Source organism: Microbispora triticiradicis (assembly GCF_005864065.1).
In the GTDB taxonomy this organism is placed as follows: domain Bacteria; phylum Actinomycetota; class Actinomycetes; order Streptosporangiales; family Streptosporangiaceae; genus Microbispora; species Microbispora triticiradicis.
Window position 1 is genome coordinate 34,941 of the sequence record NZ_VANP01000004.1, and the last position, 26,852, is coordinate 61,792.

A 26,852-nucleotide genomic window follows, 5' to 3' on the forward strand; every position below is an offset into this window, starting at 1 on the left:
CTTTCATGACGCCTTAGTGGCTGGTCAGGGCTGTTTGTGTGATCTGCGGCGATCGCGCGTCGGGTGGACGGGCTAGCGTATGTTTCGCAGGGGCATGCCCTGGGAGGTGGCGTGACGGAAGCCGTTGGAAGGGTCCGGTATTCGCTGCTCGGCCCGATGAAAGCGTGGCGGGACGGGGAGGAACTGGATTTGGGCTGGGCCAGGCAGCAGGCGGTTCTGGCGGTGCTGCTGCTGGAGATGAATCGGCCGGTGTCCGTCACGGCGCTCGTCGACGCGGTGTGGGGCGCCGATCCGCCGCGTAACGCCCGCAGCACCGTGCAGACATATGTCAGCCGGTTGCGTCGTGTCGTGGAACCGGGCCGGGCGTCGACCGCGCGGAACGCGGTGCTGGTTTCCTCCGACGCCGGCTACCAGGTGCGCGGCGACCCGTCGGAACTGGACGTCGCGATTTTCGAGCGGCATCTCACGGCGGCGGAGGACCTGCGGGCACAGGGAGACCTCGCGGCGGCTGCCGGGAAGGTCGACGCGGCGCTGGCCCTGTGGCGGGGTGAGCCCTTCGGCGGCCTTCAGGGCCCCCGGCTGGAGGCCGAGCGACGGAGACTGCATGAGCGACACGGTTTCGCCGGGGAACTGCGGGCGACGATCAGAGTCGAACTCGGCCAGAACACGGCGGCCATCGCCGAGCTGACGCGGCTGATCGACGAGTTCCCGCTGCGGGAACGCCTTCGCGGGCTGTTGATGCTCGCGCTGTACCGGGCGGGCCGTCAGGCGGACGCCCTGACGGCGTTCCACGACGTCCGCCGGCTGCTCGCGGAGGAGCTGGGCATCGATCCCGGGCCGGAACTGCGGGACCTGCATGAGCGGATCCTGCGCGGAGACAAGGAGCTGGACGGGCCCGCGCCCATGACGGTGCGGCCCCTCGCCCAGGGACCGGGCGGCGGCCCGGAGCCCGTCGGCCCGGACGGCGCGCATCGCCTGGACCGGGCGGCGCTCGAACTCGCGCTGGGGGTCGCCCAGCAGTGGACGGCGGAGGCCGCGGCCCGGTACCTGCACCGTCCGGCACCCGTCCGGCTGCGCTGGTCCAGCACGGGCCGGTCGATCGCCGCCACGGCGTCCGCGGTGCTGGGTGACGACGACGCGACCGGCCGCGACGATCGCGTGGACCTCCGCGGCGACCTGGACGACCTGGTCGACGCGTTCCGGCGGCTCCCGGCACGTCAGCTGGTCATTCTCGGCGAGCCGGGCGCGGGTAAGACGGTGCTGGCGATCCTGCTCACTCTCGGGCTGCTCCGCACCGCCCGGCCAGGCGAGCCCACACCGGTGCTGGTGCCGCTCTCGTCCTGGAGCCCGCGACGTGAGCACCTGCACACCTGGTTCGCCCGCAAGCTGGTCGAGGAATACCCGGGGCTGGCCAACAAGGCGGCGTACGGACCGGACGCCGCGGCGCGCCTGGTGAGCACGGGACGGGTGCTGCCGGTTCTCGACGGCCTCGACGAAACCCCGCCCGGCCTGCACGCGGCCGCGATCGACGCCCTCGACGAGGCCGTCGCCGGTGGCCGCCCTCTCGTGGTCACCTGCCGCAGCACCGAGTACGAGAAAGCGGTGCGGCGCGGAGGCGCCATCCTGGCCAGGGCGGCCGTCGTCGAGATCGAGCCCGTGGAGGCCGAGGACGCCATCGCCTACCTCACCGCACGCCGGCGGCTCGGCGAGGACCGCTGGGACCCCGTCGCGGAGCATCTGCGGGCACACCCTCGGGGACCGCTGGCCTCCGCGCTGTCCACCCCTCTCATGGTGGACCTCACGCGCACCGCCTACGCCGACGCCGCCGCCGACCCCACCGAGCTGCTGGACGTCGCCCGCTTCCCCGGCCCGGCCGAGATCGAAGACCACCTTCTCGACGCGTTCCTGCCCGCCGTCTACCGGCACCATCCGCCGGCGCCGGGCACCAGGCCGCACCCGTCCCCCCGGTACCGGAGCGAACACGCCCTGCGGTGGCTCACCTTCCTCGCCGGTCACCTGGGGCGCAGGCACACCCACGACTTCGAGTGGTGGCGGCTGGCCGACACCGTTCCGCACCGCACCAGAGGGGTGGTGTTCGGACTTCCACCCGCGGTCCTGTGCGCACTCACCGGCGGCCTCGCGGCCGGGCCCGTGATCGGGCTCGTCTACGGGCTGTCGTTCGGGCTGGCGGGCGTCGTCGCGAACGCACGTGGCGGGCGGCCGGGGCCGGTACGCGTCGAGGTCCGGTTCCGCGGCACCGCGAGACGCTTCCTGAGCCGGTTCGTCATCGGCCTCACGATCGGTGTGGCGCTCGGGCTCGGCTGGGCGCTGCCGTCGGTCCTGACGCTCATGCTCTGCGTGGTCTTCGGCCTGGCGACAGGGTCGCATGTGTGGCTGGACATCCCGGCTGACGCGACCCGGGCGTCCAGCCCGTCGGCCATCCTGAGACAGGATCGCGTCGCCACCCTGTGGTTCGCGCTGTCCATCGCGGTGACACTGGGCCTGTTCTACGCGACGGCCTACACCTTCAGCCGGGACATCCGGGCGGTTCCGGTCCTCGGCGGCGTCTTCGACCTCGAACTCGCCGTGCCCGCCGGAATCGCGGCGGCGATACTGGGCCGCTCCTTGTTCGGCCGTCTGGGCAGCGTGACCTACGGGCTCGCGGCCGCCGTGATGGGCGGCCAGGTGATGACGCCGGCCGGCACCCTCGCCACCGGGCTCGCGGCAGGGGGTGTCTTCGGACTCGCGGTCGGGCTGACCGTGGCGTCGTCCAGAGCCTGGGGGGCGTTCACCGTCGTCCGGATCTGGCTGGCCCTGACCGGACGGACACCGCTGCGCCTGATCCGGTTCCTCGACGACGCCCATCGGCGGGGCGTTCTGCGGCAGACGGGAGGGGTGTACGAGTTCCGGCACGCCCGGCTGCGGGATCACCTGGTCGGCAGGAGCGGTCACGCATGACCGGGACGGAGGCGAGCCACGGCGCCGGAGACGGCCGACGGGCCTTCACCGGCTCCGCCGGGCCCGCTTCGCGCGTCAGCCGGCACCGTCGGCGCCGTGGCGCAGGCCGTCCACGAGCAGGTCGATCACCCGCCCGGCCTGCTCGCGCTGCGCGGGCTCACCCGCGGCGAGGCAGGCGCCGTTCATGCCGGTGAGCAGATCCTCGGCCGCCACGTCCCGCCGGAACACCCCTGCGGCGGCCCCCGCCTCGATCAGCGTGCCGATCGCGCCGACCAGCCGGTCGCGGCTGTGCGCGTACGGGTTGGCGCCGGCGGCGATCACCGCGCGGAGCGCGTCCGCCATGCCCCGCTTGGTCGCCAGGTAGTCGACGAAGCGGTCCATCCAGGTGCGCAGCGCCACGTCGGGCGGCATCTCCTCCAGCAGTCCGGCCGCCGCGTCGCACAGCTTCGCCAGTTCGTTGCGGTAGGCCGCCTCGATCAGCGCCTCCCTGGTGGGGAAGTGGCGGTAGAGCGTGCCGATGCCGACGCCCGCCTCCTTCGCGATCGCGTCGAGCGTGACGTCCGGCCCATCCTGGGAGAACGCCCGTACGGCGACGTCGAGCAGCCGCTCGCGGTTGCGCCGGGCGTCGGCGCGCAACGGCTTGGGTCCGGGGGTGGACACGGCTCCTCCACGGCACGGGTTGCTAACCGGAGGAAGCTCCGGTTAGAGTCGCAAGCGTACCGGAGGTTCCTCCGGTTTGTTCTGATTGTAGCGGCCCGGACTCCCAGGGGCCCGCGCCGCCGTACGGGACGGGGAACGAACATGACTCGGAACACGACTCAGACCACGCGCGTCACCACGCCGTTCACCGCCGGGTCCACCGCCGCCGAGGTGATCGAGGGCGTCGACCTGCGCGGGCGGCGGGCCGTCGTGACCGGCGGCGCGTCCGGCATCGGCGTCGAGACCGCGCGGGCGCTGGCCGCCGCGGGGGCCGAGGTGACGATCGCGGTCCGCGACCTCGGCGCGGGCAAGCGGGTCGCCGACGACCTCGCCCTCGACACCGGCAACGCGCGGGTGCGCGTGGCGCCGCTCGACCTGATGGACCGGGCGTCCGTCGCGTCGTTCACCGCGACCTGGGAGGGGCCGCTGCACATCCTGGTCAACAACGCCGGCGTGATGGCCTCGCCCGAGGCACGCACGCCCGAGGGCTGGGAGTCGCAGTTCGCCACCAACCACCTCGGGCACTTCGCGCTGGCCGTCGGCCTGCACCCGGCGCTCGCGGCGGCCGGAGGCGCCCGCGTCGTGTCGGTGAGCTCCAGCGCCCACCTGCGCTCGCCGGTCGTCTTCGACGACATCCAGTTCCGGGAGCGCCCGTACGACCCGTGGCTGGCGTACGGGCAGTCCAAGACTGCCAACGTGCTGTTCGCGGTCGAGGCGGGCAGGCGCTGGGCCGGCGACGGCATCGTGGTCAACGCGCTCATGCCCGGCGCGATCCCGACCAACCTCCAGCGGCACGTCACCGAGGAGGAGCTTGAGCGCATGCGCACGCAGATGGGCGGCGACGGCCCCGCCTGGAAGACGGTCGAGCAGGGCGCGGCCACCTCCGTGCTGCTCGCGGCCTCGCCGCTGGTCGAGGGCGTCACCGGTCGCTACTTCGAGGACTGCCAGGAGGCCGGGCCGCATCGCCCGGGCACCCGCCGCGGCGTCGCCGAGTACGCACTCGACCCGGAGGCGGCCACCCTGCTCTGGCAGGTGTCGGCCGACCTGCTCGACCTCTAACCGATCCCGGGATTCTCCGAAGAGTCGTCGCCCGCCGCCAGCTTGCGGTGATCGCGGGGTGACATGCCGTACGCGGAGCGGAAGGCCCGGCTGAAGGTGGCGGCATCGGCGAAGCCCCAGCGAGTGGCGATGGCCTGGATCTGACGGGAACGCTGCCGGGGATCGGCGAGATCGCGATGGCACTGTTCCAGCCGGCATCGGCGGATCCAGGCCGCCACCGTGACGCCCTGCTCCTCGAAGAGCTTGTACAGGTGCCGGACGGAGATCTGGTGTGCCGCGGCGATCGTCTGAGGAGTGAGGCCGGGGTCGCCGAGCCGCTGCCGGACGAAGTCGTGGATCAGCGACAGCAGGGCCTGGCGTCGCGATTCCGGTGACAGCAGGGCGGTGGCCTCCAGCCGGTCGGCGCAGGCGGCCGCGACCAGGTCGAAGGTGACGGCGGCCACCGTCTCCGCGTCACGAGATGTGAGACCGTCGGCGTTCTCCGCCAGGTGCTTGAGATGCCCGGCCAGGACGCCGGTGATGCCGTTCCGCACGGGAATCGGCGCGGCGGTGAGCTGCCCGACCATGTCGGACCGCAGGCCGAGCGCGGCCCGGGGGAACTGGACGATCAGTGACCTGGCCGGATCGTCGGCGGATCCCCGCCACCCCCCGAACGGCCGGGAGGAGTCGATGAGGAGCAGCTGTCCCGCCTGGAAGGCGGCGTCCCGTCCCGCCTGCGTCACGCGGCCACGGCCGCGGAGAATGAGATGCAACTGGAAGACTTCCGGATCCGACTGGCGGATGAGCTTCACAGGCCGGCTCGCCTGCAGCAGGCAGTGGTTCGTCAGCGACATCTGCAGTGCGCCGAGGCCGAACACCTGCGCTGATCCGTCGAAGCGGGCGGGATGGTCGGTGGCCAGCCGCACCGGCATAAGAGTTCTCGACATGGTGTCGTTCCAGAAGGTGAACCGATCCGGGACGGCCATGTCTCTGGTGTTCCACGCGATTTTCATGTGTCCTCGGCGGTCGTTGTCATGGAATGGCGGCTTTCTTCACCGCGAAGCACCTCCGCCATACGCTGTGAATACGATCAAATTTGCACCGGAAACAGCAGGATGATGACTTGGCGGCGACATGTAGTCAAGATCGCGTCTGTTTACAGGGAAGCCGCGGTGCCGCACGCCGCGGAGCGGGCGGGAGGCCGGGAACTCGCGGATCTCGCCGCGGCGGTTCGTGCCCTCTGACCAGCGTGTTCACTGGGTCATGACCACGCCCCGACCCGATGGTTTGACCGGCGGCCGGCAGGCAGGCCGCTGAGAGACGCTTCAAGGAGTGGATGAGATGCGAGCCGTAGTGATGCACGCCCCCGGCGACGTCCGGGTGGAGCAGCGCGAGGACCCCAGGATCCTCGAACAGACCGACGCGATCATCCGGGTGTCCGCGGCCTGTGTCTGCGGCTCGGACCTGTGGCCCTACCGGGGCGTGACCAGGCAGGACGGGCCGGCGCCGATGGGCCACGAGTACGTCGGCGTCGTCGAGGAGGTCGGCAGCGAGGTCCGCGATCTCAGGCCCGGCCAGTTCGTGGTCGGCTCGTTCTTCGCCTCCGACAACACGTGTGAGATCTGCCGGGCCGGCTACCAGTCCCGCTGTGTGCGCGCCGTGCCGATGGGCGCGATCGGCACCCAGGCGCAGCGGGCCCGTGTGCCCCTGGCCGACGGCACCCTGGTCGCCACCCCCGGCATGCCCGACGCGGACCTGATTCCGAGCCTGCTGGCCGCCTCCGACGTGCTGGGCACCGGCTGGTTCGCCGCGGTCGCCGCGGAGGCCGGTCCCGGCAGGACCGTCGCGGTCGTCGGTGACGGCGCCGTCGGCCTGCTCGGTGTGCTGGCGGCCGGCAGGCTGGGCGCCGAGCGGATCGTCGTCTTCAGCCGGCACGCCGACCGGCAGAAGCTCGCCGTCGAGTTCGGCGCCACCGACATCATCACCGAGCGCGGCGACGAGGGCGTGGCCAGGCTCAAGGACCTGACCGGTGGGCTGGGCGCGCACTCGGTCATCGAGGCGGTCGGCACCCAGGAGTCGATGATGCAGGCCATCCGCTCCACTCGTCCCGGCGGGCACGTCGGCTACGTCGGGGTCACCCACGAAGTCGAGCTGCCCGGCATCGAGCTGTTCTTCTCCGCCGTGCACCTGCACGGCGGCCCGGCCCCGGTGCGCCGCTTCCTGCCGGAGCTGATCCGGCTGATCTGGGACCGCGAGATCGACCCCGGTAAGGTCTTCGACCTTGAACTGCCGCTGGAGGAGGCCGCCGAGGCCTACAGGGCCATGGACGAGCGCCGGGCCGTCAAGGTCCTGCTGCGCCCCTGACGCCGCCTCTTCGCGCAAGGCGCCCACCGTTAGATCCATCACATAGCTGGCCGATCGGTCAAATACTGGCCGATCGGTCAGCTATTGTGTTCCGCATGGCACGCGCAACCACGACGCGCGCGGACATCCTCGACTCGGCCGTGCGGCTGTTCGCCGCCCACGGCTTCCGCGGCACCTCGCTGCAGGACATCGCCACGGACGCGGGCTGCTCCAAGGCGTCCTTGCTGTACCACTTCACGAACAAGGACGCGATCCTCACCGAGCTGCTTGCGCCCGTCGGCCCGGAGTTCGCCGAGCTGGAAGGGCGGCTCGCCGGGCTGCGCGGTGAGGAGGCCGCCCGTGCCGCCGTCACCGGGCTCGTCGACCTGTCCCTGCGCTTCCGGCTCCAGGTGAAGATCCTCCTTCAGGACGTCGACGCGCTGATCAACCGGCCGGAGCTGCCCGACGCCGACCACATCGTCGAACGGCTCACCGAAGCCCTGTCGGGCCGTTCGGACGCCCCCGAGGCCCGCGTCTGGGCCTGGATGGCGATGCTCGGGATCATCCTGACCAGCGCCAGTGAATGCGTGATCCCCGAAGAGACACTGCGCGCGGAACTCACCCGCGGCGCGTTGCGGACGCTCGGTCTGCCGACCGGCTGACCCTCCCCGAGAAAGAGATCTGCTGTGGCAACCCTGCTGTACCGGCTGGGCCGGTTCTCCTTCCGCAGGCGCGGGCGCGTCGCCGCCCTGTGGCTGCTCCTGCTGGTGGTCCTGGGCCTGGCCGCCGCGGCCTTCCACGGCCCGGCCGGCGACAAGTTCTCGATGCCCGGCACCGAGTCACAGCGGGCGCTGGACGCCCTGGCCAAGGAGTTCCCGCAGGCCAGCGGTGCCACCGGGGCCATCGTGGTGGCCGCTCCGCAGGGCCGGAAGCTGGAGCCCGCCGCGGTCGCGCCCGTGGTCAAGGAGGCCGCCGCCGTTCCCGGCGTCGTCGCCGCCCTCAACCCGTTCAAGACCGGCGCCGTCTCTCCCGACGGCCGCTACGCCCTGGTCCAGGTGCAGTTCGCCCATGCGGCCAAGGACGTGACCGACGCCCAGCGCGCGGCGTACCTCAAAGCCGGCTCCTCGGCGCCGGGGCTGCGGGTCGAGCACGGCGGCGAGGTCCTGAACGCCGCGCCGGAGGTAGGCGGGTCGGAAGGGCTCGGCGTCCTGATCGCCGCCGTGGTGCTGATCGTCACCTTCGGCTCGCTGGTGGCCGCCGGCATGACCCTGCTGAACGCGCTGATCGGCGTGGGCGCCGGCATGGGCGGGCTGTTCGCGCTCAGCGGCGTCGTCGAGCTGACCTCCGTCACGCCGGTGCTGGCACTGATGCTGGGCCTCGCCGTCGGCATCGACTACTCGTTGTTCATCACCTCGCGCTACCGCCAGTTCCTCGCCGAGGGCGTGGCGCCGGAGGAGGCCGCCGGCCGGGCTGTCGGCACCGCCGGATCGGCGGTCGTGTTCGCCGGGGCGACCGTGGTCATCGCGCTCGCTGGCCTGTCGGTGGTCGGCATCCCCTTCCTCAGCGTGATGGGCCTGGCCGCCGCGGGCACCGTGGCCGTCGCCGTCCTGGTCGCCCTCACGCTGCTGCCGGCCTTCCTGTCGTACGCCGGGGCCCGCGTTCTGCCCCGCAGGCAGCGCACCGGAGACGACGCCGGCGCGGAGGGCCGCGGCTTCGGCTACACCTGGGGACGGGTGGTCACCCGGCTGCGCGTGCCGATCCTCGTGGCCGGCGTGCTGGCCCTGGGCGCGCTCACGCTACCGGCCCAGGATCTGCGGCTGGCCCTGCCCGACGCCGGCACCGCCGCCCCCGGCACTCCGGCCCGCGAGGCGTACGACCTGACCAGCGAGGGATTCGGCGAGGGCTTCAACGCCCGCCTGATCGCCGTGGTCTCCGCCGCCGACCGCGCGGCCACGACCGCCGCCGCCGGGCAGGCCGCCCAGCTGATCCAGCGGACCCCCGGCGTGCTGGCCGTGGCCCCGCCGCAGCCGAACGCCGCGGGCACCACCGCGCTGCTGACCATCATCCCCAAGGCCGGGCCCACCGACGCGGCCACCGAGGACGCCGTCCACGCCATCCGCGCCAAGGTCGCCGCCATCGGCGGCGCCGAGATCGCCGTCACCGGCGCCACGGCCGTGGGCATCGACGTCTCCGACAAGCTCGCCGACGCCATGCCGGTGTACCTGCTGCTGGTGGTCGGCCTGTCGGTGCTGCTGCTGATGCTCGTCTTCCGCTCGATCCTGGTCCCCGTCAAGGCCGCGCTGGGCTTCCTGCTCACCGTCGGCTCGACCTTCGGCATCACGGTGGCGATCTTCCAGCAGGGTCACCTGGCCGGTCTGCTGGGCGTGGACGTGCCGGGCCCGCTGGTCAGCTTCCTGCCGATCCTGCTCATCGGCATCCTGTTCGGCCTGGCCATGGACTACGAGGTGTTCCTGGTCTCGCGGATGCGCGAGGACTACGTGCGCGGCGACGCTCCCCGCCAGGCGACGATCAACGGCATGGGGCACAACGCGCGGGTCGTCACCGCCGCGGCGCTGATCATGACGGCCGTGTTCGGCGGGTTCGTGTTCATGAACGACCCCATCATCAAGTCGATGGGCTTCGCGCTGGCCGTCGGCGTGCTCGTCGACGCCTTCGTGGTCCGGATGACCCTCGTCCCCGCCGTGATGTCCATGCTCGGCCGCGCCGCCTGGTGGCTGCCCCGCGCCCTGGACCGGGCGCTGCCCGACCTCGACGTCGAGGGCGAGCGCCTGCGCCACCACCTCACCGTCGCCGAGCCCTCGGAGCGGGCCGGGGTGTCCTGACGCCTCGCCCGCACCCGCGGACAGGCCGGCACACGCGAAACGCCCCCGGCGGCCCTGGAGACCAGGGCCGCCGGGGGCGTCACAGGCGTCCTACGCGCTCTTGCGCCGCTGCTCCCTCAGAATGGCCAGCCGCTCGTTGAGCACCTCCTCCAGGTCCTCGATCGAGCGGCGCTCGAGAAGCATGTCCCAGTGGGTCCGCGGCGGCTTCGCCTTCTTCTGCTGCGGCTGCTCCGCGTCCACCCGCAGCGCCGGGCTGCCGCAGTGACGGCACTCCCAGGTCGTCGGGATCTCGGCCTCGACGGCGAGCGGGACGGTGGTGAGATGACCCTTGGGGCACGTGTAGGACACCTCCTGGCGCGGGGCCAGGTCGGTGTTGCGGTCGTTCTCGTAGCTGGTCGCGCCGAGCCGGGTACCGCGAAGTGCACGCTCGCCCATGTTCTTAAGCCTCCTGAGGTCCCCGCCTTCGAGGGGGTTCGTTCGCCACCGCGTACAACGCCTGATACCGTGAAGGGATTCCCAGCCGAGACCTGATCCAATCGCGCTTTTTCCGTCCCACCGGTCCCAGCTGTGCGGTAGAAACCGCGCCTTCAAGATCGAGTCACACCGCTGACCGATACCGGACAGGCATCATCTCGGGTAACGGGTGGCCCTGCTCGATCGCCTCGGCGAGCCGAACCGCGCCTCGACGGTGAGACCAGGCGTGGACAGGATCGGGTCCGCGGCCGGCCTGGGCGCCTGGTCGAGGACGATCCCCAGCTCCGCCATGCGGCTGGCCGCGTCCAGGCCGAGTGAGCCGGTCGCGGAGAGTTCGAGGTAGCGCGGCATGAGCCGGGCCAGAAGGTCGTCCTGGTGCACCTTTCCAGCGCCATGCCTGGTAGAGGTCCAGCGGTAGGTATCGGTGGGCGGGCAGATCCGCGGCGTAGCGGTGCACGAACCAGTCGAATGACGCGCTCATGAGCGCGCCGCGCAGAACCGCGTTCGCCGCGGTCCGCGGATGACGGGCGTCGGACTCCGAGTGCGTCGGCGACCTCGGCGACGGCCGCCAGCAGGACCGGGTGGTCCGCGCGCCGCGCGACGTGCCGATCTCGCACCGGTGCGGGCCAGACGACGGGCACCAGCCGGACGGCGACCAGCACCACGCCGGCGACGACGATCAGCTCTTCACCCTGCCGGCCGAGGCGCCAGGCGATCACCGTGGAGATCGCGGCGGCCAGCGCGGGCGCGAGCCCGTTGTCCACCCAGCCCGGGACGCGGGTCCAGCGCCGCACTCCCCACCCTCCGGGCAGCGGTGGCCACCAGCCGGCCCTCACCCAGGCGGGAACGAAGGCCCTGGCGCGATGGGTCAGCACGAGCCACACCGCCCGTCGGGGGGTCATGCCTCCAGGCAGCACGGACGATCCCTCCCAGAACGCGTCCTCTCAGATGTGGTCGGGGACCTCGTTGCCCGCGTCGCGGATGGCCCGGGGCAGGTTGACGGTCGTGAGCAGCACGAATCCGAGAACGAAGAACACGATCAGCGAGACGATCGCGGTGCGGTAGCTGTCGGTGAGCTGGAGCGCCAGCGTGAGCACCAGTGAGCCGAGGAACGCCGACCCCTTGTCGCTCACCTGGTACAGGCTGAAGTACTCCGCCTCCCGCCCCGGCGGGATCACCAGCGAGTACAGCGACCGTGACAGCGCCTGCGTGCCGCCCATGACGATCGCGATGGCGAAGGCGATCGCGTAGAACTGCAGGGCCGCGCCCTTCTGCAGGAAGTAGGCCACCCCCACCACCACGGTCCACACCACCAGGCTGGCGAGGACCGTGCGCTTGGTCCCGAACACCGCCGCGAGCCGCCCCAGCCCGAGGGCGCCGCCGACCGCGATGAACTGCACCATCAGGATCGCGCCGATCTGGTGGGTCTGCCCCAGCCCCAGCTCCTGGTCGGCGTACGTCGCGGAGAACCCGATGACGGTCTGCACGCCGTCGTTGTAGACCAGGTAGGCCGCCAGGAACAGCAGCGTGCGGGGATAGCGGCGCGCCTCGGCGATCGTGCGGCCGAGCTGGCGCACGCTGCCGGCGACCGCCCGCGCCGCGGTCGCCTCGTGGACCGGCACCCGCCGGTCGCGCAGGCGCAGCATCGGGATGATCGTGAAGGCGCCCCACCACAGGCCCGCCGAGGCCAGGCTGATCCGCACCGCCAGGCCCTCGTCGATGTCGGCGAACAGGTAGACCACCAGGTTGAGCGCGAGCAGCAGGCCGCCGCCGAGGTAGCCGAAGCCCCACCCCCTGCTGGAGATCGTGTCGCGTTCCTCCGCCCCGGCGATCTGGGGCAGGAAGGAGTCGTACACGACCCGCGCCGAGCCGAAGGTGACGTTGGCGAGCAGGAACAGCGCGCCGCCCAGCAGGTACGCGTCGCCGGAGACGAGGTAGAACCCCAAGGTCGCCACCGCGCCGGTGAAGGCGAGCGACCCGAGGATGCGCCTCTTGCGCCCGGTGTGGTCGGCCACGGCGCCGACGACCGGCATGACCACGATCTGGAGCAGCACCGAGATCGTCACCATCGCGGTGAAGTACGCCTTCGGCCGCAGGTCCAGGCCGAGGAACGACACGAAGCCGTCCGGGCCGCCCGCCGCCGTCGTGGCGACCGAGGTCAGGTACGGCCCGAGGAAGACGGTCAGGACGGTCGTCTGGAACGCCGAGTCGGCCCAGTCGTACCAGTACCAGCCGCGCTGCTCCCGCCGTCGCGCGCCGGGAAGCTCCTCCTGAACGACCTGGGGGGCGGTCATCGTCTCTCCTCGCCTGTGGAGCGGTCGTGCCGGGCGGTCCCGCGGGTTACGGGACCGCCGGGCGGGGGTGCCACTGCCCGCGCGACTTGAGGACGTCGCGCAGGCCGCTGATGTTGTCGGTCATGATGCCGTCCACGCCGAGGTCGAGCAGGTGGGCCATCGTCACCGGGTCGTTGACCGTCCACACGTGCACCTGCATGCCGATCGCGTGCGCGGTCCGTACGAGGGCGCGGGTGGTCACCCGCAGGCCGCGGAACCCGATGGGCGCCTGCGCGCACGGCACCCCCGCCCGGGCCAGCCCCGACAGCAGGCGGCCGTACCCGCCGCCCATCGCGGCGGTGCGCAGGGCGGCCAGCCCGCGCGGGCCGAGTGAGAAGCAGACCTCCCCGTCGACCGCGCGCAGGGCGCGCGACAGCCGGGCGTCGGAGAACGACGTCAGGCAGACCCGGTCGTGGGCGCCGGTGCGGCGGATCGCCCGGGCCAGCGGCGCGATCGCGGCGCTCTCCTTGACGTCGATGTTGAACCGTACGTCCGGCCAGGTGCCGAGCAGGTCCTCGATCAGGGGGATCTCGTGCCGCCCGCCGATCCTGGCCGTCCGCACCTCGCGGTAGGGGAGGCGGGAGACACGTCCGGCGCGGTCGGTGACACGGTCGAGCGTGTGGTCGTGGAACGCGAGCAGGACGCCGTCAGAGGTCGCGTGGGCGTCGGTCTCCAGGTAGGTGTAGCCGAGGCCGACGGCCCTGGAGAAGGCCTCCATGGTGTTCTCCCGGCCCTCGGCGGCACCGCCGCGGTGCGCGAAGGCGAGCGGGCCGGGATGGTCGAGGAACGCGAAACGGCGGTGCACGAAAGGAGTATGCCGGGTCTCGGAGAGTGCGTCAGCGCACGGACATGAACATTTGGGTCACGAGGCGCCCAACGACGCCCATTCCCGCCGCCTGGCCTCGGCCATCGCGATCGCCGCGGCCACCGCCACGTTCACCGACCCGACCCTGCCGACCTGCGGGATGTAGGCCACGGCGTCGGCGGCCTCCAGGCAGGCGGGGGAGCAGCCGTGGTCCTCGCTGCCCAGCACCAGGCAGACGTCCCCGTCCAGCGCGGCCTCGTGCAGCGGCGCGGCGTCGCCGGTCAGCTCGACGGCGACGACCCGGTAGCCCTCCTGCCTGGCGGCGCGTACGGCGTCGGTCACCGGGACCGGCTCGTGCCACTCGACCAGCCGCTCGGTGCCGAGCGCGGTCTTCTGCGCCTTGGGGTTGGTGGGCGGCGTGGCGTTGCCGGCCAGCCAGATCGTCTCCACGCCGAACGCGGCGGCGGTGCGGAAGATCGAGCCGATGTTGAAGGGGCCCGTGACGGATTCGAGGATCAGCGCCAGCCGGCCCTCGGTGTTGCGGCGCCAGGTGCGGTTGAGCCGCTTGACGTCGGTCGGCTTGAGCTGCCTGCGCGGGTTGGTCGTGGTCGTCCTGGTCGTGTTCATCGGGGCGCTCATCGCTCCTGGTCGCCGGAAGAGCCGCGCACAGTGGAGGGCGCGGGGGAGGGTGCGGGGCGGGCGTCCACCCGCAGGACGCGGTAGGCGGACCGGGAGGCCAGCCGCGAGGCGGGCCAGCCCTGCTCGGTCAGCCAGCGCTGCAGCGAGTCGGAGCCCAGGTGTTTCTGCACGACGAGGTACGCGCTGCCGTCGGGGGTGAGCCGGTCGAGCCACCGCGTGAGCATGGCGTGGAGGGCGGCCTTGCCGATCCGGATGGCCGGGTTCGACCAGATCGCCCGGAACCTGACGTCCTCCGGCACCTCGTCGGCGTGCGCCGACCTTACTTTGTCAAGGCGGGCGCTCGCGGCGTTCCTGCGGCACAGTTCCACCGAACGGCGGTTCACGTCGACGGCCCACACCGTCGCCCCCGGCGCCCGGGACGCCATGGTCAGCGCGATCGGGCCGTAGCCGCAGCCCAGGTCGAGCAGGTCGCCCTCCGGGGGCGGCGGAGGCACGGTCTCCAGCAGCACCCGGGTCCCGGCGTCGATCCGCTCGGGGGAGAACACCCCGCTGTCGGTCTCCAGGCGCAGGTGCAGATCCGGGAGGACCAGGGTGACCGTCCCCGGCCGGCTGTCCGCCTCGGGACGCTCCTCGAAGTAATGGGCCACGTGCCCAAACGTACCAACGCCGCGGAGCGGTGATCTCCACGGACGGCTCCGCGGAGACGGGGGTGAAACACTTCCGGCCTTCCGGACACGTACGAGATGGCGGGAAAAAACGGTGAAGGGGGAGCAGCGGTGGGCCGCGGGGACATGAGGCGCCGTTTCGAGGAGATCTACGTGGCGCACTACGCGGATCTCCTCGCCTACGTCCGGCGCCGCACCACGTCCCCCGAGGACGCCGCCGACGCCCTCGCCGAGACCTTCGCCACGGCCTGGCGGCGCATCGGCGACGTCCCCGCCGGTCCGGCGGCCCGCCTGTGGCTGTACGGCGTGGCCCGGCGGGTGCTGGCCAACGGCCGCAGGGCCGAGACCCGCAGGAGCGCGCTCGTCGAGCGGCTCGGAGCGGAGCTCGCCCTGTGGGACGCGCGGCGGCGGGAAGAGCCGCCCTGGCCGCCGGACCACGGGGAGCTCGACGCCGTACGCCGGGCGTTCCGGCGGCTCGGCGCCGACGACCGCGAGGTGCTGGCGCTGGCGAGCTGGGAAGGGCTGGCGTCGGCGGAGATCGCCACCGTGCTCGGCTGCTCGCGCGGGGCCGCCCGCCTCCGGCTGCACCGGGCCCGCAAACGCCTCGCCGCGGAATTGAGCTCCGCGGGAGTGGACATGGCCCGGTACGGGGTCCGGATGGCGGCACTGGCGGGAGGAGAGGCGTGATGGACCACAACGCTCACGGCGGCACGTACGGCCGCGCACATGGTCACGCTCAGGACCCCGCGCGCGACCACGACCTGCGCCGCCTGATCGCCGGCATCGCCCCCGATCCCGGGCCGGGGCTGACACCGCCGGCCATGGAGTTGCTGGACGAGATCGTCTCGGAGCCGCTTCCGGCGCACGGTCGCGGGAACCGGTTCCGGCGCGCGGCCGGCGGGGCCGTCCGGAGTCTCCGGCTCCGCCTGGCGGCGGTCGTCCTCCCGCTCGCCGCCGTCATGCTCGCAGTGTCGTGGATCGTCCCCGGGGCTGCCGGACTCGGCCCCGATCCCGCCTCCGCCGCGCTCGACATCAGGCGGGAGGGCGGCCACTACGTCGTCATGGTGCGGGACCTGTTCGCCGATCCCGCGACGTACCAGCGCGAACTGCGCCAGCGCGGCCTGGACGTGGAGGTGCGGATCGTGCCCACGGCGCCCGCTTCGGCGGGACGGGCGCTCTACGTCGACGGCACCCGCGACAACAGCGCCATCACCGCGATCCCGGCGTCGGGCCTGTGCGCGCGCCTCGCCGGCTGCCCGGCCGGGTTCCGCATCCCGGTGGACTTCCGCGGGCACGCCGAGGTGCTGATCGGCCGCGCCGCCCGGCCGGGGGAGCGGTACGGCCTCATGGAGCACATCGACATGGAGGGCCGGCCCTTCCACTGCGTGGACTTCCTCAACAGGACCGTCGCCGAGGTCCTGCCGCTGCTGCGGGAGCACGGCGTGCGAGCGGAGTTCACCTCCTACGCCGCCCACGGCGCCCGGCTGACCGCCCCCGCCGGCTGGTACGTCCACGAGGGGATCATGGTCGCCGACGGACAGGCGCTCCTGCTGGTCGGCCCCGCCCCCAACCCCCGGCCACGCGCCAGGGACGCCTACTGCCCGGCGGCCGCCGGGTCACCGTCCCACCCCTGAGCCGCCGAGCCGCCGGGTCGCGCTGAACCACGCGGCTCGGCGAGGCGACCGACCTCCCGCCGCGATCACGGAACCCGGCCACTCGGCGCCGTGCGCGGATGACGCCTGCCCGTCTCCCCTCCCCGATCGGATTCGCCATGCTCGCGTACGCTCACCGCCTGCTCCCGGTCCTCGCCCGGGCCGGGCGGCACCGCGCCTTCACGGTCACGCTGACGATCGCGGCCGCGCTCCGGACGGTCACCATGCTCGGCTACCCGCCCGCCCGGCTGTACTGGTACGACTCGTTCACCTACCTGCACAACGCCGTCCACCTGCGGCCCGAGCAGGGGTTCCACCCGATCGGATACCCCCTGCTGCTGCGTGCCCTCCTGCCCTTCCACAGCGTCGAGGTGGTCGTCGCCGTGCAGCACGCGATGGGACTGGCGACCGGCGTCGTCGTCTACGCGGCGCTGCGCGGCAGGGGAGCGCCCGGCTGGGCCGCCGTGGCCACCGCGGCACCGGTGCTGTTCGACGCGTCGTTCCTCCGCCTGGAGCACGCGGTGCTGTCCGACTCGCTGTTCATCCTGCTGGTCGTGGCGGCCACGGCCCTGCTGGTCCGCCGCCCGGTGCCGTCCGCGCGCGCCGCCGGGGCCGCCGGCCTGCTCCTCGCGGGAGCCGCCCTCACGCGGACGATCGCGCTGCCGCTGATCCTGCTCGCCGTGCTGGTGCTCGCCGTACGCCGCGTCCCCTGGCGCCGCCTGGCCGTGCTCGCCCTGTCCGGGCTGCTGCCGGTCGCCGCGTACGCGGGATGGTACGCCGGGGTCCACGGCAGGTTCGCGATCGGCGGCGGGGACGGGGTCGCGCTGTGGGCCCGCACCATGACCTTCGCGGACTGCGCGCTCGTCCGGCCTCCGCCGGACCTCGCGCCGCTGTGCCCGAACGGCCTCGCGCTCGACGCGGCGAGCGAGTACGTGTGGGCGGGGGAGTCCTCCCTCAACCGGCTCCCCGGCGGGCACGCCGCGCTCAACGAACGGGCCCGCGCCTTCGCGCTGCGCGCCATCGCCGCCCAGCCGATGGACTACCTGCGCGACGTGGCGACGGACACCGCGCTCGCGTTCGCCTGGACCCCCGTCGCCCACCCGGCGCGCACCGTCCCCGCGTTCGGTTTCGCCCGCGGCACCTGGCCGCTGCCCGCCGATCAGCCGCTCGCCGGGCAGGCCAGAAGGGAGTACGACCCGGATCTCACCGGCATGCGGTCGGTCCGGCCGTACGCGGACCTGCTCGTCGCCTACCAGTACCCGGCCTACCTGCGCGGGCCGCTGCTGGCCGCCGTCCTGCTGCTGGGCGCCGCGGGCGCGGTGCGGCGACCCCGGACGGCGGCGCTGCCGTGGGCGGTCGCCGTGACGCTGCTGGTCGCGCCGGTGGCCGTGCTCGACTTCGACCACCGGTATGTGCTTCCCGTCGTGCCCGTGGCGTGCCTGGCGGCCGGACTGGCCTTCGGCCGGGCCCCTCGTCGTCCGGCGGTGCCCGGCGGCGCGGCCCGCGAGGCGCCGTTCGCCGGGACGCGGGCGTGATCCGGTCAGGGGATGCGGGCGCCGAGCAGCATGGCCGCGGCGGCGGCGAGCATCGCGGCGATGATCGCGGCGACGAGGAACCGCTGGGTGATCTCCTGGTGCACCACCTTGAACCCGAGCGAGGTGCCGATCTGCGCGTAGACGTCCCGTAGTTCGCTGCCCGACTCGGCGGTGTACGCCCGCCCCCCGGTGCCGTCCGACAACGACTGCAGCGTGGCCTTGTTGACCGGCACCTGCACCGCCCGGTTGTCGATCGTCACGGTGCCCTCCGGCGTGCCGTACGCGATCGTGGACACCGGCACCTTGGCGCCGACGGCCGCCTCCACGGCCTCGTTGACCGACCGGCCGGAGGTGTTGTCGCCGTCCGACAGCAGCACGATGGCCGCGGGCGGCGGGTCGGTCACCGCCCGCTGGTCGAACGACCTGATCGAGTCGAGCGAGTTGAACACCGCCTCGCCGATCGCCGTGCCGGCCCGGGTGGTCAGGCTGGAGATGGCGGTGGTCACGGCCGCGTGGTCGGTCGTGGGGGAGATCACCACGGCCGCCGACCGGGCGAAGGCCACCACGCCGACGTTGAACCGGTCCGGCAGGTCCCGTACGAACTGCTGGGCGGCCTGTTTGGCCGCGACGAGCCGGGTGGGCTCGACGTCGTTGGAATCCATCGACAGCGACACGTCCACGGCGATCATGATGGTGGCCCGGTCCCTGGGCACCTTGACCGCGCCCGCGGGCCTGGCCGCGCCCATGACCAGCAGGGCCATCATGATCAGGAACAACACGGCCGGCACGTGCCGCCGCCACGAGGGCCGCTCCGGCGCAACCAGCGACAGCAGCGCCAGGTTCGTGAAGCGCAGCGTGTAGCGGCGGCGGGCGAACTGCAGCGCCACGTACGCCGCGATCATCGCGGCGACCAGGACGAACAGCCAGAGCCAGCCGGGGGACAGGAAGGTCACGCGCCCGCCCTCCTGCCCGCGGCCCGCCGCATCAGATGGGCCGTGCGCCGCTGCCGCAGCACGAACCCGGCGAGGTCGAACACCCAGTCGCGGTCGGTGCGCAGGACCAGGTGCGCGGCCCCGGCCCGGCGCAGCGCCGTACGGATCTCCCAGCGCTGCTCGGCCGCCGCCTCGGCGTACCGCTCCCTGATCCCGCGCGACAGGTGGACGCCGCGCGAACGACCGGTCTCCGGGTCGGTGAGGGTGACGAAACCGACGTCGGGAAGCTCCAGCTCGCGCGGATCGACCACCTCGACGGCCAGCACCTGGTGCCGCGCGGCCAGGCGGCGGAGCGGCGGCTCCCAGGAGTCCGCCGGGTCGAGGAAGTCGGAGACGACCACCCGCAGCCCTCGTTTGCGGTGCGCCGCCGCCATCATCTCCAGCCCCTCCCCGAGATCGACCGAGCCCTGCGCGGGCGGCGCGCCGAGCAGCGAGTGCAGTAACGCGTAGAGCCGGGGCCTGCCCTGCCGGGCCGGATACCGGTGCACGTCGTCGCCGTACAGGATGTAGGCGCCGAACCGGTCGCCCACCCGTCCGGCGAGGATCCCGATCGCCCCCACGGCGGAGATGACCAGGTCGCGTTTGGAGACCTCGGCGGTGCCGAACTCCATGCTGGCCGACAGGTCGGCCAGCGCCCAGGTCTCCAGCTCCCGGTCGGCGATCAGGTCCCGCACGTGCGGGACCGTCGTGCGGGCGGTCACCGCCCAGTCCATGCGGCGCACGTCGTCCTCGCCGGGCACGTACACCCGGCTGTCGCCGTGCTCGCTGCCCGGCCCGGGGATCAGCCCCTGGTGGCGGCCCTGCAGCAGCCCGTCCAGCCGCCGCACCACCGTGAGCTCCAGCCGCCGGAGCGCCTGGTCGGGGTTGCCGCCGCTCATCGCATGCCCTGGTTCCACACCACGAGGGGCGGCGGCACGGCCCGCAGGATGCGCCCGACGACCTCGGCGGGGTCCACCTCGTCGGCCAGCGCGTCGAAGGTGAGCATCAGCCGGTGCGCCATCACGTCCACGGCGACGTCGCGGATGTCGTCGGGCAGCAGGTAGTCGCGGCCGCGCAGCAAAGCCAGCGCCCGCCCGGCGGAGACCAGGCCCAGCGTCGCCCGCGGGCTCACCCCGATCTCGATCGTGTCCTCCAGGTCGGGCAGACCGTACTCCGACGGGGTCCGCGTCGCCATGACCAGCCGTACGACGTAGTCGGCCACGAGCTGGTGCACCGAGACCTCCTCGGCCATGTCCTGCAACCGCAGCAGGGTGGCCGGGTCCAGCACCGGCCTCGGCACCGGCGGCCGGACGCTCATCCGCTGGAGGATCTCCAGCTCCTCGTGGGCGCTCGGGTGGGACACCAGCACCCGGAACAGGAACCGGTCGCGCTGCACCTCGGGCAGCGGGTAGACGCCCTCGGACTCGATCGGGTTCTGCGTGGCGAGCACGACGAACGGGCGGGGCAGCGGGTGGGTCCGCCCGGCGAGCGTGACCTGCCGCTCGGCCATCACCTCCAGCAGCGCCGACTGGACCTTCGCCGGGGCGCGGTTGATCTCGTCGGCCAGCAGGAAGTTCACGAACACCGGCCCGAGCTCGACGTCGAAGCTCTCGGAGCCGGGATGGTAGACGCGGGTGCCGACGATGTCGCTTGGCACGAGGTCGGGGGTGAACTGGATCCGGGCGAACGATCCGCCGGTCACGGTGGCCAGCGTGGAGGCCGCGAGGGTCTTGGCCACCCCCGGCACGCCTTCCAGCAGGCAGTGCCCCCGGGCGAGCAGCGCCACCAGCAGCCGCTCCACCATGTGGTCCTGCCCGACGATCACACGGCGGACCTCGGCCAGCGCGTCCATCAGGGAATCCAGCCGAGCCTCCCCGTCCTCCTGCTCCGCGACGCCCTCGCCGGGCTCGGGGTCACTGCGTTCATCGGCAACGGTCATGCTCGTTATTCAACCGTGACTCGGCGGGAGAATCCATTTCTCTCCCATTTGCCCGTCCCGGCGCGCGCCACACCCCCTGTCGCGCCCGTGTGTTGTCGTGCTTGTGTGTTTTGATGTGGAGGAGATGGTGACCCCTCTGCAGTACGGCGACCCGTCCCACGTGGGACCGATCGCGTTGCAGGCACGCCTGCGCACGGCCCAGGCCGGCCTCGTCTACCTGGGTCGGGCACCCGACGGCCGGGTGGTGTCGGTGGCGGTCCTCAGCAGCGGCGCCGCCCTCGACGCCGCGGCCCGGGACCGGTTCGTCACCGCGATCAGAGAGGCCGAGCGGCAGGGCCGTACGGGCGTGCTCGGGTGGGGCGCCTCCCTGGTGGACCGGATGCGCGGCCGGGGCGCCCCCGACACGCCGACCGTCCTGGCCATGCACGACGGTCCCGCCCCCTGGGTCGCCGTGCCGTACGTGCCGAACGCCCCGGGGGCCGAGCGGTTCCTCGACCCCGTCACGGTGTCCGGCACGCTCATCGGGCAGCGGCACGGGCCCGACTTCCTGCACTACTGGCAGGGCGACGCCACCCCCGCGGTGCCCGGCCCGCCGGCCCCGCCGCCCCCGGCGGTCGCCACCCGCCGCTCGGTCGTGCTCGCCTCGACGCTGCTCGCCACCCTGGTGCTCGTGCTCCTCGTGGCCGCCTGGCTGCTGCTGTTCCGCGGCGAGGACGAGCAGGAACCGGCCCGGCCGCTGCCGAACACGCAGTTCGTGCCCAGCCCGCCGCCCGAGCCCGCCTCGCCGGTGCCGCAGCGGCCCACCCCCGGCCCGTCCGGGAGCGGCAGCGAGTCGCCGTGGCCGATGGACCTCGACGACGGACGCGGTCCCATCTGAGCCCCGCGTACGTCCGGCCGACGTGTCAGTCAGGCTGGGGGCGGCGGACGCGGGGGACGGGCTGGCCGCGGCGGGCGGCCTCGGCCTTCAGGCGCTTCCTGAGCAGCCTGCCCTGGCCGAGGAACGAGCGGTTCCGCTCGCGGCGGTTCCCGGAGAGGCTCCAGTCGTTCAGGGCCCGCTCGACCCGCACGCCGAGCCGGTCGCCCACTCCGGTCGCGGTCCCGACGAGCACCACGTTCTCCTGCCACTCCATGGCCGGGCCGTGCCGGTGGAAGGTCAGGCACACCGGCCCCTCGGCCGCCTGGACCCCCGCGGGCAGGCGCAGGTCGAAACCGGCCTCGGTGCGTACGGCCGAGCGGGTGCGCACCGCCAGCGGCATGCCGTCGGCGACCATGGTGACGACGGGCTCGCCGAGGCGGGCCGCGCGATCGGCGAAGGGCCGCCAGTCCGCCGGCGGGACCGACCGGCTCGGCAGCCGGGGGCCTGTGGGGGCCGGATCGGAGGCGGGGACCGCGACGTCCCCGGGGGCCGTCCAGATCTCGGGTGTCCTGGACAGGTCGCCCTCGGGCCACCAGACGATCCTCTCGGGGGTGACCTCCACCCAGATGCGAGCGAAATACCATCCCAGCCGCTTCACCAGGAACCACGGCATCCCGGCGAACCCGGCGCCGGTCTTGGCGAGCGACTCGCGGACGTACCGGTCGGTGCCGGCCTGCAGATCCGCGTCGCGTACGGTCGCCCGGCCCTGCACGAGGACGACGGGCGCCCGGGGGCGGGCACCGTCCGGTCCGGTGCCCTCGGCATCGGAGCAGAGCAGCGCGACGCGCGGGTCGCGCCGGGCGCGCTCGGCCTTGTCCGGGTAGGTGAGCCCGGTGCTCACGTCCAGCGTGCCGGCCGCGCCGACGTACGGCGTGACGGGCCAGGTGACGGGCCGGCCGTCGCGGGTCAGCGAGGCGTACTCGCACACCATGGCGCGGTCGAAGAGCTCGGCCGTCTCGCGCGGCCACATGGTCGATACGGGCGTGGTCATCACGACTCCAGGACGGCGTTCGCGGGGGCGGCGGCGCCGTACAGGCGGGCGAAGCGCCGCCGGTAGGCCGGCCACCAGAACAGGCGGAACATGAGCCGGGCCACGACGGGCAGGTCGGCGTACGACGTGGCGAGCAGGCGGGTGTCCGCACTCGAGGCGAGCCAGCCGAAGATGACGGGGATCCGGCGGCGGCCGAAGTCGTCCATCGCCCGGCGTTTGTCGGCCTCGACGTCGTCGAGGGTGAGGTGGCGGAGCATGAGCGGCACGGCGGTCCGCTCCTCGTGGTCGAGGTGCTCGTTGACGAGTTCGTGCAGCCGCCGCAGGGTGGGCGCGCGCCCGGCCAGGGGCACCCCGCGGTCGGAGGCGGCCGCGACGAGCGGGTCGAGCACGGCGTGCTCGGACTCCAGCTCGGCCAGCACGTCCGCCGCCTCCGGGGCGCGGCCGACGAGCGTGGGCCACAGGTGGGCGTCCTCGTGCGAGTGGTGGGCGTGCAGCATGTCCAGCACGAGCGCGAGCTGCTCCTCCAGCAGTTCCTCGTGCGCGTCGTCACGCGGGGTCGCGCACGCCTCGGCCAGGCGGCCGAACTCGGCGCGGAAACCGGCGTGCATCATCAGGAATCCGGTCAGGTGTTCTGGTTTGATCATCAGTCTGTTCCCTCACTGTCGGGAACAGCGTGCGCGTCACGCCCCTACGCGCACTTGTCGAGGGCTTGTCGGGCCCTTGCTAGCCAGTAGCCCCCGCCCGCCTGCTCCAGCAGGCGCACCGCCTCCCGCAGGTGGGCCCGCGCCCCCTCGCGGTCGCCGAGCGCCAGCAGCGCCTCGCCCATGTGGCCGTCGTACGCGCCGTCGATCGTGGTGCAGGTGCCGCTCACATGCAGCAGCCCGGCGAAGGGACGGAACGCGTCGTAGACCTCCCGCACGATGTCCGTCTCGCCGAGCCGGATCGCCGCGTGCAGCCGGCACATGGCGGACATCGACCAGTGGTAGTCGCGCGGCGGCATCGGGGTCTCACGCAGGAGCCGCCGGGCGCGCTCGTGCTCGCCCCGGTCCGCCAGCGCGTACGCCAGGACGTAGGCGAGCCCGGCCAGGCCCGTCCGCCGGAACGTCTCCTCGATCCATTCCGCCTCCTCGCCGAGACGGTCCTCCTGAATGAGCGTCTCGGCCCGCACCGCGAGCATGCCCACCTCGAAGTACGCGAGGTCGGAGAAGGACAGCGTCGCCCTGACGGGCTCGAAGTGGCGAGTCGGGTCCGGCACACCCTGGAACAGGTCGAGGCCCACGTGTGCGATCGCCGCCTGCAGTGCCAATGTGGGGTTGTGCAGGTCGCGCAGCAGCGCGCCGGTCTCCGTCAGCAGCGCGCGGGCCTGCGGCACGCGCCCGTGCTCGACGTGATGGGTGACGAGGTGGAGCTGGGCGATCACCCTGAGCTGGGACGACAGGTCCGGCTCGGCCAGCAGGCGCCGCGCGGTCGCGGCGAGCTGCTCGATGAAGTCCTGTCCCTGCATGGCGAGCAGCCGCAGGTGGAGCACGCGCCGCAGCAGGGCGGGGTCGCCCAGGCGTTCGGCCGCCGCCACGGCCTGCGACGAGACCGCGTCGACCTCGTCCTCGCGGCCGGTCTGGGCGAGCACGACGGCCCGGACGGCCTGTGCCGTCGCCCACGCGGACGTGTCCGGGGGCAGCTCGCGCACGGCCCGGTCCATCGCCTCCCGCAGGGCGGCCACATCGAGGTCGTAGCGGAACGGCACCCAGACGCCGTGTCCCATCGCGATGTCGGCGGCCCTGACGGCCTGGTCCAGGTCGGCGCCGGCCAGGGCGAGCGCCTGCTCGACCGCCTCGTAGCCCTCGTCGAACCGCCCGGCGGCGTAGCGGCTCTCGGCCAGCCCGACGGCGAGCTCGAACCGCTCGGCAGGACCGGCCCCGGCCGGCTCGGCCGCCGCCAGCGCCTCCTGCCACGACACGGCCGCGTCGTCGGGCGCGTGCCGCCGCAGGGCCGCCCGCGCGGCGCGGGCGGAGTAGTCCATCGCCATGCGGGCGGGCTCCGCGCCCAGCTCCGCCGCCGCCAGCCAGTGCCGCGCGATCACCGCCGCGTGGTCGTCCCGGTCCCCGTGGACGTGGGTGAGGACGCCGGCGACCTGCTCGTGCACGCGCGCCCGCCACAGCCGCGACCGGCGCGACAGCAACGCGTCGGTCACCAGGGCGTGCGCGAACTCGTACCCGCCCAGCCGGTACGACGACTCCCGGATCAGCCCCGCGTCGAGGGCCGCGTCGAGCGGCGGCAGCAGGTCGCCGACCGTGCCGCCGGCGACCCGGGCCAGGACGCCCGCCTCGAACTCGTCGCCCATCACGGCGGCGAGCTCCAGCACGCGGGCCGCCTCCGCCCCCAGGGCCGCCACCCGGTGCAGCACGACGTCCAGCACGCCCTGCGGCAGCTCCTCGCCCGCCCGGGCCAGCTCCGCGAGGAAGAACGGGTTCCCGGCGGTGCGCCCGCGCAGTTCCTCGGCCCTGCGGCCGCCCGGGTCGCGGCCGGACAACTCCCGGACGAGCGCGCGGACCTCCTCGGCGGTGAGCCCGTCGAGCCCGAGCCTGCGCGCGCCGAGCCGCGACAGCGCCGACAGCGTGCCGGTGAGCGCCGACGCCTCGTGCCGCCGGAAGGTCGCCACCAGCAGCAGGCCCGGCCGGGCGGTGGACGCCACGTGGACCAGCAGCCGCAGCGTCGCGTCGTCGGCCGCGTGGACGTCCTCCAGTACGACGATCAACGGGCCGGCGTCGGCCAGGAACGTGCCGACCGCCTCGAAGAACCGCAGCCGCGCCCCCTGCGCGTCGGCCGCCGGAATCGCCTCCAGCCCGCCCGACAGGAACGTGCTCACCTCGCCGGGCAGGGCGGCCTCCGGGAACGCGGCGGCGAGGTCGCGCAGGACCCGTTCCCAGGGCCACAGGGCGGGCGCCGTCTCGTGGTCGGGACTCGACCCCCAGCCGACCGGCACGGCGGCGGTCGCGCGGAACCGCTTCAGCAGGCTCGTCTTGCCGACCCCCGGCTCGCCGTCCACCAGCACGACCTGCCCGGCGTCGGACGACGCCTTGGCCGCCGCGTGCAGGAACTCCAGCGCGCTCTCGCGGCCGACGAAGACCGTCTGGTCCGCCGCGGGCTCGGGAGCCCTGCGCGCCGGCGCCTGTTTCGAAGCCGTCCGCTTCGGCGTCGTCTCTTCCGGCGTCCGCGCCGGAGGCCGCCGCGGGGGTGGCGGCGTGGCGGGCCGCTCCGGCGTGAGCAGCGCCGGGTCCTGGCGCAGCACCGCGCCTTCGAGCTCCCGCAGCCGCGGCCCGGGGTCGATGCCCAGCTCCCCGGCGAGCACCTCCCGCACCCTGCGCAGGCGTTCGAGGGCCGCCGCCTGCCGGCCCGCCCGGTAGTCGGCCAGCACCAGCAGTTCCCAGGCACGCTCCCGCAGGGGGTGTTCGCGGACGAACGAATCCAGCCGTGCGACCACGTCCGTGTGGCGGCCCAGCTCCAGCAGGGCCGTGGCCAGCCCCTCCACCGCGTCCAGCCGCACCTGCTCCAGACGGCCGATCTCCGGCTGGGCCCACTCCTCGGACCGCACGTCCGCGTACGGGTCGCCTCGCCACAGGTCGAGCGCCTCGGCGAGGGCGGCCGCCGCCTCCTCGTGCCGTCCCTCGGCCAAATGGCCGGACGCGGCCGACACGAGCGTCTCGAAGTCCCTCGTGTCGAGGCCGAGCCCGCCGGTCATCAGGCCGTACCCGTCGGCGGCGCTGACCAGGACGGCCGGGGCCGCGCCCGGCCGCCGGTCGGGCTCCAGCCGGCGGCGCAGGTTGGAGACGTAGACCTGCAGGCTCCCCTGGGCGCTGGGCGGCGGGTTGCCCGACCACAGGCGGTCGGCCAGGAGGTCCGCGGGGAGCACCCGGTCGGAGTTCATCACGAGGAGGGCCAGGAGGGCTCGCTGCTTCGGCGGTCCGGCCGATACGGCCTGCCCGGCCACGACGAGTTCCACGGGCCCGAGGACGTTCAGCCGCACGGGCCAATGGTAGGGAGCACCGTTCAA

23 protein-coding genes are annotated in these 26,852 nt (G+C 73.4%); 9 read left to right on the top strand and 14 right to left on the bottom strand.

Going from position 1 to position 26,852, the window contains the following annotated elements:
* Positions 1-111 precede the first annotated feature (111 nt).
* On the top strand, positions 112-2,958 hold the full coding sequence (locus tag FED44_RS11460) for a BTAD domain-containing putative transcriptional regulator (RefSeq protein ID WP_138460640.1): 2,847 nt from the start codon (positions 112-114) through the stop codon (positions 2,956-2,958).
* 75 nt (positions 2,959-3,033) lie between these two features.
* On the opposite strand, the gene FED44_RS11465 is transcribed toward FED44_RS11460, so the two are convergent.
* Positions 3,034-3,618 carry a TetR/AcrR family transcriptional regulator gene (locus FED44_RS11465; protein ID WP_138460641.1) on the bottom strand — a complete coding sequence of 195 codons (585 nt, stop codon included), beginning with the start codon at positions 3,616-3,618 and terminating at the stop codon, positions 3,034-3,036.
* A gap of 141 nt (positions 3,619-3,759) precedes the next feature.
* Between FED44_RS11465 and FED44_RS11470 the strand changes: the two genes are divergently transcribed.
* A complete protein-coding gene (locus FED44_RS11470; protein WP_138460642.1) occupies positions 3,760-4,716 on the top strand; it encodes an SDR family NAD(P)-dependent oxidoreductase in 957 nt (318 codons plus the stop codon).
* Here the strand turns inward: FED44_RS11470 and FED44_RS11475 are convergent.
* Positions 4,713-5,708, bottom strand: coding sequence for an AraC-like ligand-binding domain-containing protein (locus FED44_RS11475; RefSeq protein ID WP_138460643.1), 996 nt, complete (start codon positions 5,706-5,708; stop codon positions 4,713-4,715). The genes FED44_RS11470 and FED44_RS11475 overlap by 4 nt on opposite strands.
* Positions 5,709-6,036: 328 nt before the next feature.
* On the opposite strand from FED44_RS11475, the gene FED44_RS11480 reads away from it, so the two are divergent.
* From FED44_RS11480 to FED44_RS11490, 3 genes are all read left to right on the top strand, one after another.
* Positions 6,037-7,059 carry a zinc-dependent alcohol dehydrogenase family protein gene (locus FED44_RS11480; protein ID WP_111697556.1) on the top strand — a complete coding sequence of 341 codons (1,023 nt, stop codon included), beginning with the start codon at positions 6,037-6,039 and terminating at the stop codon, positions 7,057-7,059.
* A gap of 95 nt (positions 7,060-7,154) precedes the next feature.
* Entirely contained in the window at positions 7,155-7,700 is a 546-nt protein-coding gene (locus FED44_RS11485; protein WP_138460644.1) for a TetR/AcrR family transcriptional regulator, read from the top strand.
* Between the two features lie 24 nt (positions 7,701-7,724).
* On the top strand, positions 7,725-9,881 hold the full coding sequence (locus FED44_RS11490) for an MMPL family transporter (RefSeq protein WP_138460645.1): 2,157 nt from the start codon (positions 7,725-7,727) through the stop codon (positions 9,879-9,881).
* A 90-nt stretch (positions 9,882-9,971) separates the two neighbouring features.
* Here FED44_RS11490 and FED44_RS11495 read toward each other — a convergent pair whose 3' ends face one another.
* The 6 genes from FED44_RS11495 to FED44_RS11520 all read right to left on the bottom strand — a co-directional run bounded on the left by FED44_RS11495 (position 9,972) and on the right by FED44_RS11520 (position 14,779).
* Positions 9,972-10,316: an RNA polymerase-binding protein RbpA gene (locus FED44_RS11495; protein ID WP_030509898.1), complete on the bottom strand. Its 345-nt coding sequence runs from the start codon at positions 10,314-10,316 to the stop codon at positions 9,972-9,974.
* Between the two features lie 192 nt (positions 10,317-10,508).
* A complete protein-coding gene (locus FED44_RS11500) occupies positions 10,509-10,736 on the bottom strand; it encodes a hypothetical protein (RefSeq protein ID WP_138460646.1) in 228 nt (75 codons plus the stop codon).
* Positions 10,737-11,299: 563 nt separating this feature from the next.
* Positions 11,300-12,649, bottom strand: coding sequence for an MFS transporter (locus tag FED44_RS11505; protein ID WP_111697560.1), 1,350 nt, complete (start codon positions 12,647-12,649; stop codon positions 11,300-11,302).
* Between the two features lie 46 nt (positions 12,650-12,695).
* A complete protein-coding gene (locus tag FED44_RS11510; RefSeq protein ID WP_111697561.1) occupies positions 12,696-13,493 on the bottom strand; it encodes a glycerophosphodiester phosphodiesterase in 798 nt (265 codons plus the stop codon).
* Between the two features lie 57 nt (positions 13,494-13,550).
* On the bottom strand, positions 13,551-14,132 hold the full coding sequence (locus FED44_RS11515) for a TrmH family RNA methyltransferase (protein ID WP_244301844.1): 582 nt from the start codon (positions 14,130-14,132) through the stop codon (positions 13,551-13,553).
* Entirely contained in the window at positions 14,129-14,779 is a 651-nt protein-coding gene (locus tag FED44_RS11520; protein WP_111697563.1) for a class I SAM-dependent methyltransferase, read from the bottom strand. The genes FED44_RS11515 and FED44_RS11520 overlap by 4 nt, the downstream gene beginning before the upstream one ends.
* Positions 14,780-14,923: 144 nt before the next feature.
* Here FED44_RS11520 and FED44_RS11525 point away from each other — a divergent pair, with 144 nt between their 5' ends.
* From FED44_RS11525 to FED44_RS11535, 3 genes are all read left to right on the top strand, one after another.
* On the top strand, positions 14,924-15,484 hold the full coding sequence (locus FED44_RS11525) for an RNA polymerase sigma factor (protein WP_138460647.1): 561 nt from the start codon (positions 14,924-14,926) through the stop codon (positions 15,482-15,484).
* A complete protein-coding gene (locus tag FED44_RS11530; RefSeq protein ID WP_187406058.1) occupies positions 15,484-16,431 on the top strand; it encodes a hypothetical protein in 948 nt (315 codons plus the stop codon). Before FED44_RS11525 ends, FED44_RS11530 begins: the two co-directional genes overlap by 1 nt.
* A gap of 137 nt (positions 16,432-16,568) precedes the next feature.
* Entirely contained in the window at positions 16,569-17,984 is a 1,416-nt protein-coding gene (locus FED44_RS11535; RefSeq protein ID WP_244301845.1) for a hypothetical protein, read from the top strand.
* 5 nt (positions 17,985-17,989) lie between these two features.
* On the opposite strand, the gene FED44_RS11540 is transcribed toward FED44_RS11535, so the two are convergent.
* From FED44_RS11540 to FED44_RS11550, 3 genes are read right to left on the bottom strand one after another with little or no spacing between them, the layout of a single operon-like run.
* Entirely contained in the window at positions 17,990-18,937 is a 948-nt protein-coding gene (locus tag FED44_RS11540) for a VWA domain-containing protein (protein WP_111697566.1), read from the bottom strand.
* On the bottom strand, positions 18,934-19,854 hold the full coding sequence (locus tag FED44_RS11545) for a DUF58 domain-containing protein (protein WP_111697567.1): 921 nt from the start codon (positions 19,852-19,854) through the stop codon (positions 18,934-18,936). Before FED44_RS11545 ends, FED44_RS11540 begins: the two co-directional genes overlap by 4 nt.
* On the bottom strand, positions 19,851-20,894 hold the full coding sequence (locus tag FED44_RS11550) for an AAA family ATPase (RefSeq protein WP_138460648.1): 1,044 nt from the start codon (positions 20,892-20,894) through the stop codon (positions 19,851-19,853). Before FED44_RS11550 ends, FED44_RS11545 begins: the two co-directional genes overlap by 4 nt.
* Before the next feature lie 124 nt (positions 20,895-21,018).
* Here FED44_RS11550 and FED44_RS11555 point away from each other — a divergent pair, with 124 nt between their 5' ends.
* Positions 21,019-21,771: a hypothetical protein gene (locus FED44_RS11555; RefSeq protein WP_244301846.1), complete on the top strand. Its 753-nt coding sequence runs from the start codon at positions 21,019-21,021 to the stop codon at positions 21,769-21,771.
* 25 nt (positions 21,772-21,796) lie between these two features.
* Here FED44_RS11555 and FED44_RS11560 read toward each other — a convergent pair whose 3' ends face one another.
* From FED44_RS11560 to FED44_RS11570, 3 genes are read right to left on the bottom strand one after another with little or no spacing between them, the layout of a single operon-like run.
* Complete coding sequence (locus tag FED44_RS11560) at positions 21,797-22,801, bottom strand: pyridoxamine 5'-phosphate oxidase family protein (protein WP_138460650.1); 1,005 nt, start codon at positions 22,799-22,801, stop codon at positions 21,797-21,799.
* Positions 22,801-23,445, bottom strand: a complete 645-nt coding sequence (locus tag FED44_RS11565; protein WP_138460651.1) for a hemerythrin domain-containing protein — start codon at positions 23,443-23,445, stop codon at positions 22,801-22,803. Before FED44_RS11565 ends, FED44_RS11560 begins: the two co-directional genes overlap by 1 nt.
* A gap of 44 nt (positions 23,446-23,489) precedes the next feature.
* Positions 23,490-26,825, bottom strand: a complete 3,336-nt coding sequence (locus FED44_RS11570; protein ID WP_138460652.1) for a BTAD domain-containing putative transcriptional regulator — start codon at positions 26,823-26,825, stop codon at positions 23,490-23,492.
* Positions 26,826-26,852 lie beyond the last annotated feature (27 nt).